We start from the raw sequence: 12,266 nt of genomic DNA, 5'->3' as shown, positions 1-12,266 counted from the left end.
CATCGAACGCAGGAACCTAGACCTGTTGCGCCGCTTCGACCTTTGCCGCAGCCTCGCCCTCGGCTTCCTTGGCCCGCTGCAGCAGCCGGACGAAGTCCGCGATGCCGAGCGTCTCGCCACGGCGCGACGGGTCGATGCTGGCGGCCAACAGGCGCTCGGCCGACTCGTTGCCCGAACCCGCCCAGTCGGCGAACGCGTTGCGGGAGGTCTTGCGCCGCTGCGCGAATCCGATGTCGATGAGCTTGAACACCTCATCGCGGAACGCGGCGTCCGTCGGCCACGGCGATGTCTCGTACCGGTCGATGCGGACCAGTCCGGAGTACACCCGCGGAATCGGCCAGAACACCGTCGGCGACACCATTCCGTGCCTGCGCACATTTCCGTAGAAACGCACCTTGGCACTGGGTACGCCGTAGTCCTTGCCACCGGGTTCAGCCGCCAACCGCTCGGCCACCTCGGCCTGCACCATGACCATCACCGTCCGGATCGACGGGAACTCGGCCATCAGGTGCAGCAGCGCAGGCACCGCCACGTTGTACGGCAGGTTCGCCACGAGCGCGGTCGGCTGATCGGTCAGATCAGACGGCATCAGCGTCAGGATGTCCTGGTTGATGACGGTGAGCCGGTTGATCTCGCTGTGGGAGTGATCGGCGATGGTGGCCGGCAATTGCTTGGCCAGCACCGGGTCGATCTCCACTGCGGTCACCCTGGCGCCACGGTCCAACAGGGGCAGGGTCAGCGACCCCAGGCCCGGTCCGACCTCCAGCACATGGTCGCTCCGGTGAATCCCGGAAGCCGACACGATGCGCCGAACGGTGTTCGCATCGTGAACGAAGTTCTGGCCAAAGGCCTTGCGTGGCCGAAAGTCGATTTCTTTCGCCAAGCGTCGTATCTCGGTCCGCCCGAGCAGTCGAATAGTCAGCGCGCCCCAATCCTCCCACTACACACTGGCCAAGCTCCCCATCCCTGCCGGGCCTGCGTCACCGTAGCAATCGCAATCTGCTCTTCTCTAGTCGCCAGATCGGCCCTCGGAGCATACCGCAGACCACCCTGTCGCTCCCAGGTGTTTTGATCGAATTGAACGCCGCCGTAGAACCCGTTACCAGTGTTAATAGCCCAGTTACCACCCGCTTCACACTGCGAGAGCGCATCCCAGGCGGAGCCGTTGGTAACCGGCGGGACTTCGGTGCCCGGCTTTGCTCCGACCCGCAGCACGCCGTCGCGCGCCGGGTCGATCACGACATTGGCTACTGGCAGTCTGCCGGTCTCCACACCGTTCACCTTGGCCACCGCGTAGGTCACGTCCTGGGTGCCCGGGGCGCCCGGGTCCTCGACGATCTGGCGGCTCATGTTGAGCTCGGCGTCTTCGATGCGCTTGTTGCCCGGCGTCAGCGGCATCCGCTCGGTGACCTTCTCGATACGCATGCGGGTCACCTGAACCTGCATACCCTCGGTGACCGGGGCCGATGCCGCCGGAACCACGGTGTCGTTCTGCTCCAGCGGGGCCCCTGCGGCGGCGAGCAGGCCGGCCACATTCGGGGCGGCCAGGTGGACCGTCTGCACGGCGCCACCGTCGTCGATCCGGACCGTCTTGGCACTCACCACGGGCAGTGCCATGCCGCCCAGCGGCACCCTGCTGCCCCGGGACGCCGCGGCCGGCGCCTTGTCGGTCATCTTCAGCTGCGCCAGGGCCTCATCCACGGTCGATGCGGTGGTCCACACCTGCTTGCTGTCATTGCCGTCCAACGACAATTGCAGCGGCCGACTGCGGCGCAGGACGATGGTGTCAGCCTGGTGCACGGACTCGTCGGCAGCGGGGTAGAGATCGTCGCGATCGCCGACCGAGAATCCGTTCTCCTCGACCACATCGATCACCCGGGACTTCATCGTCGTCACGGTCATCGGTGCGCCGTCGACACTGAGCGTGACGGTCTTGTGCGATCCGACGGCGTAGCCCCCGGCCGCGGTCAGTGTGACCAGCAGGGCTCCCACCACGCCTCGCAGCAGCGGTGATCGGGATTCATGAATTTTGTTGAGCGCGTCCACGGTTCTCGCGTTTCTCTCCGGTTCGGACGGCATAGATCACCGCCGGCGGTTGAGGTTTGATCACAAGACGGTAACGAAAAGGGGTTCACTCGGCAACTAGAGCCGGCGACTCCCCGTTAAGTCCGTACACCCGCGCCGCAGTGGCTGCGGTCTCGGACGCGACCTCTTCGGCGGGCCGGTCCAGCAACTCCGCGAGTGCCCGCACAGTGTATGGCAGGCAGTACGGCTCGTTCGGGGCTCCGCGGAACGGGTGCGGGGTCAGAAACGGCGCGTCGGTCTCGACCAGCAGCTGGCCGGGCGGGATCAGCCGGCGGCTTCGCGCAGCTCAGAGGCATTCTTGAAGCTGACCGTGCCCGAAAGGCTCAGCACCCAGCCGGCCTCGACGCAGGTGTGGGCCATCTCCGGTCCCGACGAAAAACAGTGGAAGATCACTGTCTCGGGCGCTCCCTCGGCGCGCAGCACGTCGAGCACCCCGGCATCGGCGTCGCGATTGTGGATCATCAGCGGCTTACCGGTGCGCTTGGCCAGGTCGATGTGCCAGGCGAAGCCCTCGCGCTGCTCGGCCGGCGTCGCGCAGCCGTCCAACTTGCCCGGCCAGTACAGGTCCAACCCCGTCTCCCCGACCGCCACCACACGCGGATGGGCGGCCAGCCGCTCCAGCTCCGCCTTGGCCGCCTCGTCGAGCGCATTGGCCCGGGTGGGGTGCAACGCCACCGCCCCGAACACCCGCTCGTCGGCCTCGACGGCCGTGGTCACCCAGCGCGCCGAGTCCAGATCGTCGGCGATGGTGACCGCCTGGCCCACCCCGACGGCGGCCGCACGATCCATGATCGCGTGGACGTCCTCAGCGGTCTGCGCACCGCAGGCGTCCAGATGGGTGTGTGCATCGACCAGCGGAGCCAACGGCTCGGGGGCTGGCGGCTTCTCCCTGGCTGAGCGTTTCGAACCCACCGCAACACCATAAGGTGGGACCAAATGAGTGAGCCTTTCTACATAACTACGGCCATCGCCTATCCCAACGGTGCGCCGCACATCGGGCACGCCTACGAGTACGTCGCCACCGATGCGATCGCCCGCTTCAAGCGACTCGACGGCTTCGACGTGCGCTACCTGACCGGTACCGACGTCCACGGCCAGAAGATGGCCGAGACGGCCGCGGCCGAGGGCATCTCGGCGGCCGAGCTCGCCAACCGCAACTCCGATGTGTTCCAGCGGCTGCAGGAGAAGCTCAACATCTCCTTCGACCGGTTCATCCGCACCTCCGACGCCGATCACTATGAGGCGTCCAAGGAGATCTGGCGCCGGATGAACGAGGCCGGGGACATCTATCTGGGCGCCTACTCCGGCTGGTACTCGGTGCGCGACGAGCGCTTCTTCGCCGAGGACGAGACCACCGAAGGGCCCGACGGCACCCGCACCGCGATCGAGACGGGCACGCCGGTCACCTGGACCGAGGAACAGACCTACTTCTTCCGGTTGTCGGACTACGCCGAGCGGCTGCTGGCCCACTACCAGGCCCACCCCGAATTCATCGGGCCCGATGTGCGCCGCAACGAGATCGTCAGCTTCGTCTCCGGCGGGCTGAGGGATCTGTCGATCTCGCGAACCACATTCGACTGGGGCGTGCCGGTCCCCGACCACCCCGACCACGTGATGTACGTGTGGGTGGATGCGCTGACCAACTACCTGACCGGGGTCGGGTTCCCGGACGAGGCGTCGCAGGCCTTCCAAAAGTACTGGCCCGCGAACCTGCACATGATCGGCAAGGACATCATCCGGTTCCACACCGTGTACTGGCCGGCGTTCCTGATGTCGGCCGGGATCGCACTGCCCGAACGGGTTTTCGCGCACGGCTTCATCAACGTCAAGGGCGAGAAGATGAGCAAGTCGGTGGGCAACGTAGTAGATCCAGTCGACCTGATCGATCGGTTCGGGCTGGATCAGGTGCGCTACTTCTTCCTGCGCGAGGTGTCCTTCGGCCAGGACGGAAGCTACAGCGAGGAAGCCATCATCGGCCGGATCAACGCCGACCTGGCCAACGAGCTGGGCAACCTGGCGCAGCGCTCGCTGTCGATGGTGGCCAAGAACCTCGACGGCGTGGTGCCCGACCCGGGCACGCTCACCGACGACGACACGGCACTGCTGAGCGCGGCCGACGCGCTGCTGGAGCAGGTGCGCGCGCACTACGAGGTGCCGGCGATGCACCTTGCGCTGGAAGCGATCTGGTCGGTGCTGGGCGCGGCGAACCGCTATTTCTCCGCGCAGGAGCCGTGGGTGCTGCGCAAGTCCGAGGACCCGGCCGACCAACAGCGGTTCGGTACGGTGCTCTACACGACGCTCGAAGTTGTGCGGATCGCCACGCTGCTGACGCAGCCGGTGATGCCGGACTCGACGGCCAAGCTGCTCGACCTGCTGGGTCAGCCGTCCGACGCACGCGACTTCGACTCGATCGGTACCCGGATCAAGCCCGGCACCGAATTGCCCGCTCCGACTGGGGTTTTCCCCCGCTACCAGATGGACTGACATGGCTGTGCTACACGAGAAACTGCAGGCGATCTACGAGGAAGTAGGGCAGCGCAACGCCGGCGAGCAGGAGTTCCATCAGGCCGTCTACGAGGTGCTGACCAGCCTCGGACCCGTGGTGGCCAAGCACCCCGAATACGCCGACGGCGCCATCATCCGGCGGCTGTGCGAGCCCGAGCGTCAGATCATCTTCCGGGTGCCGTGGCAGGACGATGCCGGCGCCTCTCAGATCAACCGGGGCTTCCGTGTCGAGTTCAACTCGGCGCTGGGACCGTTCAAGGGCGGTCTGCGTTTCCACCCGTCGGTCTACCTCGGCATCGTGAAATTCCTGGGCTTCGAGCAGATCTTCAAGAACTCACTGACCGGCCTGCCCATCGGCGGCGGCAAGGGTGGATCGGACTTCGATCCCAAGGGCCGCTCCGATGCCGAGGTGATGCGGTTCTGTCAGTCGTTCATGACCGAGCTCTACCGCCACATCGGCGAGTACACCGACGTCCCGGCCGGTGACATCGGCGTCGGCATGCGTGAAATCGGTTACCTGTTCGGCCAATACAAGCGGATCACCAACCGTTACGAATCCGGGGTGCTCACCGGCAAGGGCCTGACCTGGGGCGGATCCCAGGTCCGCACCGAGGCCACCGGATACGGCACGGTGTTCTTCGTCGACGAGATCCTGCGGTCGAACGGACAGTCCTTCGAGGGCAAGCAGGTAGTGGTGTCCGGTTCGGGCAACGTGGCCATCTACGCGATCGAGAAGGTGCACGCCCTGGGCGGAACCGTGGTGGCCTGCTCGGATTCCGGCGGCTATGTGCGCGATGACAAGGGCATCGACCTCGACCTGCTCAAAGAGATCAAGGAACTGCGCCGCGGCCGCGTCGAGGATTACGCCGAGGCCCGCGGCGGCGCAGCCGAGGTGGTGAGCGGCCGCAGTGTGTGGGAGGTGCCGTGCGACATCGCACTGCCCTGCGCCACCCAGAACGAGGTCTCCAGCGCCGACGCGACCGCGCTGATCAAGTCCGGCTGCCAGATCGTGGCCGAGGGCGCCAACATGCCGTGCACCCCCGAAGCGGTGAAGTTCTTCGAGGAGGCAGGGGTCAAGTTCGCCCCGGGCAAGGCCGCCAACGCCGGCGGCGTGGCCACCAGCGCCCTGGAGATGCAGCAGAACGCCTCACGGGACTCGTGGAACTTCGACGACACCGAGGCGCGGCTGGCCGAGATCATGCGCCGCATCCACGACCGCTGCCTGACCACCGCCGACGAGTACGGCCAGCCGGGCAACTACGTGGCGGGCGCCAACATCGCGGGTTTCATCCGGGTGGCTGACGCGATGCTCGCCCTGGGCCTGGTCTAGCAACACCACCGGGTGATGTGGGTCACATAACGCCCGCGGCTGTCACAAACGCGGGTTACGCGGTGTCTTGAGGGCATAAGCCTTTGAGAGGAGACACCATGAGCGCGACGCAGGACACCCGAGTGATCGTGATCGGCGGAGGTTACGCCGGGGTGCTGGCGGCCAACCGATTGCAGGGCACACCGGGAGTGGCTGTCACGCTGGTCAATCCGCGGCCCGAGTTCGTCGAGCGGATCCGGCTGCACCAGTTGGCCGCTGGTAACCACGGCGCCACCGCCGCCTACGACACGCTGCTGGGCAGTGGGGTTCGGCTGCTGGTCGACGGCGCCGAGCACATCGATGCCGACATCCGGCAGGTGCAGCTGACGTCCGGCGAGGTGCTCGACTACGACTACCTGGTCTACGCCGTCGGCAGCACCGGCGGAGTGCCCGCATCGGTGCCCGGTGCCGCGGAATTCGCTTATCCGCTTTCGGAATTGGAACAGGCCCAGCGTCTGCGCGCCCGGCTGCAGGACGTGCCGATGTCGGCACCGGTGGTCGTGGTCGGCGGCGGACTGACCGGCATCGAGGCAGCCAGCGAGTTCGCCGAGGCAGGCCGCAACGTCACGCTCGTCACCGATGTGGTCGGCGCCTCGGTGGGCGCAGGCGCCCGTCGCTCGATCGTCAAGGCCCTGACCAAGCTCGGCGTCTCGATCATCGACGGACCCGAGGTGCTGGTGACCGGGGTCGAATCCGACGCCATCACCCTGGCCGACGGCAACCGGCTGCCCAGCGCGGTGACGGTGTGGACCACCGGGTTCGGGGTTCCCGGTCTGGCCGCGGCCAGCGGGCTGCGCACCGACGTGCTGGGCCGGTTGCTCACCGACGAAACCCTGACCAGCGTCGATGACCCGCACATCGTCGCCGCCGGCGATGCGGCCTCACCGTCGGGGGTTCCGCTGCGGATGAGCTGCCAGTCGGCGGGCCCGTTGGGGGTGCAGGCCGCCAACACCGTGCTGGCCCGCGTCGCGGGCGCCGAGCCCGAGGTGATCAACCAGGCCTTCGCCGGGCAGTGCGTGAGCGTCGGCCGGAGCCACGGCACGGTGCAGCTCTGCCACTCCGACGACAGCCCGCGCCGCGTCTTCATCGGCGGTCGGACCGGCGCCTTCTTCAAGGAGCAGGTCTGCCGGGCGACCCTGACGTTCTTGCGCAAGGAGGGCGTCAAGCCGGGCTCGTACTTCTGGTTCAAGGGTGACAACCGGGCACGCCAACTGGCCGAGGCACAGCAGGGGACACTGGTCCGATGAACCCCTCTGGCGCAGGTAACTCGACCTCGAACTCGAACGAGCACGCCGAACGGTTCACGCTGCTGCGGCCGTTGTTGTTCACCATCGCGTACGAGATCCTCGGGACGGCAACGGAATCCGATGACGTCCTGCAGGAGAGTTACCTGCGCTGGGCCGAGGTCGATCTGGAAACGGTGCGCGATACCAAGGCGTTCCTGGCCCAGCTCGTCACCCGGCAGGCGCTCAACGCCCTGCGGGCCCAGTCGCGGCGCCGTGAGGAATACGTGGGTCCGTGGCTGCCCGAACCGCTGCTGTTGTCGGCCGACAATCTCGGCGACGCGCGCGACCCGTCAATGGATGTGGTTCTGGCCGAATCGGTTTCGATGGCCATGCTGGTGGTGCTCGAAACATTGACACCCGATGAGCGCGCGGTGTTCGTGCTCCGCGAGGTGTTCGGTTTCAGCCACGACGAGATCGCGGTGGCCATCGACAAATCCGCGAGCGCGGTGCGTCAGATGGCGCATCGGGCGCGCGAGCACGTGCAGTCCCGGCGCAAGCGGTTCGAGCCCGTCGACCTCGACGAGTCCAACCGGGTCACCGAGGAGTTCCTGACCGCGGCGGCGACTGGCGACATGGACGGGCTGCTGGCCCTGTTGGCACCCGACGCGGTGTACACCGCCGACAGCGGCGGCAAGGCCAGTGCGGCCCGGCGGCCCGTCGTGGGCGCGCGGAAGGTCGCGGCGATGCTGGTCGGCTTGTTCCGTGCGGGCGAGCAGGTCCCGGGGCTCACGTTCGAGCGCATCACCTGCAACGGCGAGCCCGCGGTGATGATCCGCAGCGACGCTGGGATGGAAGGGGTCTTCACCATCGAGGTCATCGACGGCAAGATCACGCACTTCTACGCGATGCGCAATCCGGACAAGCTGACGGGCGTGGACAGCCCGCGGGTGATCAGCCGCTGAGGTTCTGCCACGCTGGTGGCATGCGGATCGAGCGGCTCGGCGCCCTGGGCGATGCCCCGGCGGTGTTGCGCGGTGTCGCCGCGGCGGCCCGGGCCGCGGGCCTGGCGCCGCCGGCCGCGGTGATCGGCGACTGGTTCGGCTCACGTGCGGTGATCGCACCCTCGCTGTCGGTGGCCCCGGTGGCCCCGGAAACCTGCTTCGAAGTGGCGCAGGACGCCACGGGACCGGCGGGCAGTGTGGGTGGCGGCTGGTTCGGTTACCTCTGCTACCCGGACCCTGGCGCCGACGGTGAACCCCCGCGCATCCCGGTAGCCGCCGGCGGCTGGTCGGACTGCGTGCTGCGCCAGGACGCCGAAGGCCTCTGGTGGTTCGAAAGCCTCAGTGGCGCAGAACTTCCCGCCTGGCTGCGAGCGCTGGAGCCGACTGGGCCACACGGCTACGCCCTCACCTGGGTCGCCCCCGATCGCGACGATCACCGCCGGGGCGTGCTGGCCTGCCTTGAGGCCATCGCGGCGGGTGAGGTGTACCAGGCCTGCGTGTGCACCAGATTCACCGGCCGCATCGACGGCGAGCCGATCGAGTTCTTCACCGAGGCGGTGGCCCGGACAGCACCCTCGCGGGCCGCCTACGTGGCCGGAGACTGGGGTGCGGTGGCCTCGCTGTCACCGGAGTTGTTCCTGCGCCGGGCTGGCACCGCGGTCACGTCCAGCCCGATCAAGGGCACGTTGCCGTCCTCGGCCGATCCGGCCGCTCTGCTGGCCTCGGTCAAGGACGTCGCCGAGAACGTCATGATCGTCGACCTGGTGCGCAACGATCTGGGACGGGTGGCGACCACCGGCAGTGTGACGGTGCCCGAGCTGCTCGCGGTTCATCCGGCGCCCGGAGTCTGGCACCTGGTTTCGACCGTCACCGCCCAGGTTCCCGTGCACACGCCGACGAGTGCACTGCTCGACGCCACCTTCCCGCCGGCGTCGGTGACCGGCACCCCGAAGCGGAGGGCCCGCCAGCTGCTGCAGCAGTGGGAACCAGCGCGGCGCGGAGTCTATTGCGGCACCGTCGGTTTGGCCTCCCCCGTGGCGGGCTGCGAGCTCAACGTGGCGATCCGCACCGTGGAGTTCGGTTCCGACGGGTCGGCGGTCCTCGGAGTCGGCGGCGGCATCACCGCCGACTCCGACGTCGACGCGGAATGGGATGAGTGCCTGCACAAGTCAGCGTCGATCGTCGAGTTGTCCGGTCAGAGCCACCAGCTTTCGTCAGGGGGCTGAGTCGGGCTGGAGGGCCGATCCCCACATCGCGACCCTCGCGTTGAACCCGCCGGTGTCCGGGGACTCGGGGTTCCAGGCGGATATTTCGACAGCGACGGGCACGAAGCTGCTGCCTTCATAGATCGGTACAGCCGAGTACGCCTGAACCTTCCCGTCCTGGATGAGGGCGGCGATGATGTTGAGATCGACATCAGCCTTCGCCGCTGCTGACCCGAGCGGGCAGTACACCACATTCTGAACGTGATCCTGCCCGCCGAACTCGGCCGGCATGAGGTACATCCGCTCCAGTTGTCCTTGCGCACAAAGCTGTTCGGCCTTTTCCGCGGAATCGACCGTTGAGAAATCCGGACCCATGCCGAAACCCTAACCGCTGCCTCGCACCGTCAGATGCACCAAAATATGCGACTGGAAACGGATATTCAGTCCCGGGCGCGCAGCACGGCGTCGTAGAGCTCGCGCCGTGACGGCGCTCCCGGGTTCGCGGCGATCACCTGGGCACAGGCGTCCTTGACCCGGATCCCGTCGGCCACCAGTTCCTCGACCTCGGCCACCAGGTCGGGCAGTTCGACGGTCGGGGTGCCCCCGGCGAGCACCACGGTGATCTCCCCCAGCACGCCGTCGGCGGCCCACTCGGCTAGTTCTGCCAGGGTGCCGCGGCGGATCTCCTCATGGGTCTTGGTCAGCTCGCGGCACACCACCGCGCGGCGGTCGGGGCCCAGCACCTCGACGGCGTCGCGCAATGTCTCGCCCAGCCGGCGCGGAGATTCGAAGAACACACTGGTGCGCGGTTCGGCGGCCAGGGTCTGCAACCAGGCCAGCCGGGCGGCGTGTTTGCGCGGGGCGAAGCCCTCGAAGCAGAACCGGTCCGAGGCCAGCCCGGACACCGCAAGCGCCGTCGTCACCGCGCTCGGCCCCGGCAGGCAGGACACCGGCAGATCCGCCTCGGCACAGGCCGCGACCAGGCGGTAGCCGGGGTCGTTGATCAGGGGCATGCCGGCGTCGCTGACCACCAGCACCGTCGCGCCCGCCGCGATCTCCTCGACCAGGCCCGGCACCCGGCTCGCTTCGTTCTGGTCGAAGAAGCTCAGGATCCGGCCGGACGGCTGCACGCCGAGCGACTGGGCCAGGCCACGGACGCGCCGGGTGTCCTCGGCCGCCACGATGTCGGCCGTGCGCAGCGCCTCGACCAGCCGCGCAGAGGCATCGGAGGGCAGGCCCAGCGGCGTGGCGCCGATCAGTAGTTTGCCGGGTGTCACGACCGACAGCCTACGATCGCTTGCGTGACCGCCACCGCCACCGATACCCCGACGGCTGGTAGCTCGGTCCCGTTGATCAGCCCGGCGCCACTGATCCCGACCCCGGATTTCGGGCCGACGGACCGGCTGCAGGGCTGGTTGATGACGGCGATCATCACCGCGCTGGCCGCGATCAGCCGGTTCCTCAATCTGGGCTCGCCGACCGATGCAGGCACGCCCGTCTTCGACGAGAAGCACTACGCGCCGCAGGCCTGGCAGATGCTGCACAACCACGGGGTCGAGGACAACCCCGGCTATGGGCTCGTGGTGCATCCGCCGGTGGGCAAGCAGCTGATCTCGATCGGTGAGGCGCTGTTCGGCTACAACGGGCTGGGCTGGCGATTCTCCGGGGCGCTGTGCGGCGTGATCATCGTGCTGCTGGTGGTGCGGATCGCGCGCCGGATCAGCCGCTCCACCCTTGTGGGCGGCATTGCCGGGCTGCTGATCATCGCCGACGGGGTCAGCTTCGTCTCGGCCCGTACGGCGCTGCTGGACGTGTTCCTGGTGGTGTTCGTGGTGGCCGCGTTCGCCTGCCTGATGGTGGATCGCGACGACGTGCGTCATCGCATGCACAACGCGTTCATGGAGGGCCGTATCGCCGAGACGCCGTGGGGTCCGCGGCTGGGCGTGCGATGGTGGCGGTTCGGTGCGGGGGTGCTGCTCGGTCTGGCCTGCGCCACCAAGTGGTCCGGGCTGTACTTCGTGCTGTTCTTCGGCGTCATGACCCTCGTGCTCGACGCGATCGCGCGCAAGCAGTACCACGTGCAGGCACCGTGGCGGGGCGTGCTGCACCGCGATCTGGGGCCGGCCGCGTACGTGTTCGGCCTGATCCCGTTCGCCGTATACCTGGCGTCCTACGGGCCGTGGTTCGCCTCCGAGACCGGCGTCAACCGGTACGAGGCCGGCCAGTCCATCGGCGAGAACAGCATCATCCCGCTGCCCGACGCGCTGCGCTCGCTGTGGCATTACACCTATGCCGCCTACCATTTCCACGCCGGGCTGACCAACGCCGACGGCAACCACCACCCGTGGGAATCCAAGCCGTGGACGTGGCCGATGTCCTTGCGGCCGGTGCTCTATGCGATCGACAACCACGACGTCGCCGGGTGCGGCACCCAGTCCTGCGTGAAAGCCGTGATGCTGGTGGGCACTCCGGCGATGTGGTTCATCGCGGTGCCGGTGCTCGGGTGGGCCCTGTGGCGAGCCGTGGTGCGGCGGGACTGGCGCTACGGCGTGGTTCTGGTCGGATACGCGGCCGGTTTCCTGCCCTGGTTCTTCGACATCGACCGGCAGATGTACTTCTTCTACGCCACCGTGATGGCGCCGTTCCTGGTGCTGACGATCGCCCTGATCCTCGGCGACATCCTGTACCAACCCAGGCAGAACCCGGAACGCCGGACGTTGGGACTGCTGGTGGTGTGCTTCTACGTGGCACTCGTGATCGCGAACTTCGCGTGGCTGTACCCGGTCCTGACGGGCATCCCGATTTCGCAGTCGACCTGGAACCTGGAGATCTGGCTGCCCTCGTGGCGTTGAGCGGGTCTGCCCTCGTGGCGTTG

The 12,266-nt window shown here is 67.7% G+C and carries 10 protein-coding genes and 1 pseudogene; 6 read left to right on the top strand and 5 right to left on the bottom strand.

All coding sequences use genetic code 11. From position 1 onward, the window contains the following. Nucleotides 1–16: 16 nt before the first annotated feature. The 3 genes and pseudogenes from rsmA to ACNQVK_RS11240 form a co-directional block, all read right to left on the bottom strand. Entirely contained in the window at nt 17–922 is a 906-nt protein-coding gene (gene rsmA, locus ACNQVK_RS11250; protein ID WP_418034106.1) for a 16S rRNA (adenine(1518)-N(6)/adenine(1519)-N(6))-dimethyltransferase RsmA, read from the bottom strand. Beyond that, nucleotides 919–2,046 (bottom strand): transglycosylase family protein, encoded by a 1,128-nt coding sequence (locus ACNQVK_RS11245; RefSeq protein ID WP_418029582.1) that lies wholly within the window; start codon nt 2,044–2,046, stop codon nt 919–921. The genes rsmA and ACNQVK_RS11245 overlap by 4 nt, the downstream gene beginning before the upstream one ends. Before the next feature lie 85 nt (nt 2,047–2,131). Beyond that, nucleotides 2,132–2,997: pseudogene (locus tag ACNQVK_RS11240) on the bottom strand (TatD family hydrolase). A 24-nt stretch (nt 2,998–3,021) separates the two neighbouring features. On the opposite strand from ACNQVK_RS11240, the gene metG reads away from it, so the two are divergent. The 5 genes from metG to ACNQVK_RS11215 all read left to right on the top strand — a co-directional run bounded on the left by metG (nt 3,022) and on the right by ACNQVK_RS11215 (nt 9,412). Continuing rightward, nucleotides 3,022–4,569: a methionine--tRNA ligase gene (gene metG / locus ACNQVK_RS11235; protein ID WP_418029581.1), complete on the top strand. Its 1,548-nt coding sequence runs from the start codon at nt 3,022–3,024 to the stop codon at nt 4,567–4,569. 1 nt (nt 4,570) lies between these two features. Further along, a complete protein-coding gene (gene gdhA / locus ACNQVK_RS11230) occupies nt 4,571–5,920 on the top strand; it encodes an NADP-specific glutamate dehydrogenase (protein ID WP_418029580.1) in 1,350 nt (449 codons plus the stop codon). A 98-nt stretch (nt 5,921–6,018) separates the two neighbouring features. After that, entirely contained in the window at nt 6,019–7,206 is a 1,188-nt protein-coding gene (locus ACNQVK_RS11225; protein WP_418029579.1) for an NAD(P)/FAD-dependent oxidoreductase, read from the top strand. Next, complete coding sequence (locus tag ACNQVK_RS11220) at nt 7,203–8,147, top strand: RNA polymerase sigma-70 factor (protein ID WP_418029578.1); 945 nt, start codon at nt 7,203–7,205, stop codon at nt 8,145–8,147. The genes ACNQVK_RS11225 and ACNQVK_RS11220 overlap by 4 nt, the downstream gene beginning before the upstream one ends. Nucleotides 8,148–8,167: 20 nt before the next feature. Next, the gene (locus ACNQVK_RS11215; protein WP_418029577.1) at nt 8,168–9,412 is read left to right on the top strand and encodes an aminodeoxychorismate synthase component I; all 1,245 of its coding nucleotides are present in this window, start codon (nt 8,168–8,170) and stop codon (nt 9,410–9,412) included. On the opposite strand, the gene ACNQVK_RS11210 is transcribed toward ACNQVK_RS11215, so the two are convergent. After that, nucleotides 9,401–9,766, bottom strand: a complete 366-nt coding sequence (locus ACNQVK_RS11210) for a hypothetical protein (protein WP_418029576.1) — start codon at nt 9,764–9,766, stop codon at nt 9,401–9,403. The genes ACNQVK_RS11215 and ACNQVK_RS11210 overlap by 12 nt on opposite strands. A gap of 65 nt (nt 9,767–9,831) precedes the next feature. Next, a complete protein-coding gene (rsmI, locus tag ACNQVK_RS11205; protein ID WP_418029575.1) occupies nt 9,832–10,668 on the bottom strand; it encodes a 16S rRNA (cytidine(1402)-2'-O)-methyltransferase in 837 nt (278 codons plus the stop codon). A gap of 24 nt (nt 10,669–10,692) precedes the next feature. On the opposite strand from rsmI, the gene ACNQVK_RS11200 reads away from it, so the two are divergent. Beyond that, nucleotides 10,693–12,243: a dolichyl-phosphate-mannose--protein mannosyltransferase gene (locus ACNQVK_RS11200; protein WP_418029574.1), complete on the top strand. Its 1,551-nt coding sequence runs from the start codon at nt 10,693–10,695 to the stop codon at nt 12,241–12,243. Nucleotides 12,244–12,266: the final 23 nt, after the last annotated feature.

Origin of the sequence: Mycobacterium sp. 134 (genome assembly GCF_048282715.1) — a bacterium.
GTDB classification, from domain to species: Bacteria; Actinomycetota; Actinomycetes; order Mycobacteriales; family Mycobacteriaceae; genus Mycobacterium; species Mycobacterium septicum.
This window is presented reverse-complemented; position numbering and strand designations above follow the sequence as displayed.

What these genes read in the sequence shown, in the direction of transcription:
- metG (WP_418029581.1), top strand. Translation starts at nt 3,022, where the DNA reads ATGAGTGAGCCTTTCTACATAACTACGGCCATCGCCTATCCCAACGGT.
- gdhA (WP_418029580.1), top strand. Translation starts at nt 4,571, where the DNA reads ATGGCTGTGCTACACGAGAAACTGCAGGCGATCTACGAGGAAGTAGGG.
- ACNQVK_RS11225 (WP_418029579.1), top strand. Translation starts at nt 6,019, where the DNA reads ATGAGCGCGACGCAGGACACCCGAGTGATCGTGATCGGCGGAGGTTAC.
- ACNQVK_RS11220 (WP_418029578.1), top strand. Translation starts at nt 7,203, where the DNA reads ATGAACCCCTCTGGCGCAGGTAACTCGACCTCGAACTCGAACGAGCAC.
- ACNQVK_RS11215 (WP_418029577.1), top strand. Translation starts at nt 8,168, where the DNA reads ATGCGGATCGAGCGGCTCGGCGCCCTGGGCGATGCCCCGGCGGTGTTG.
- ACNQVK_RS11210 (WP_418029576.1), bottom strand. Translation starts at nt 9,766, where the DNA reads ATGGGTCCGGATTTCTCAACGGTCGATTCCGCGGAAAAGGCCGAACAG.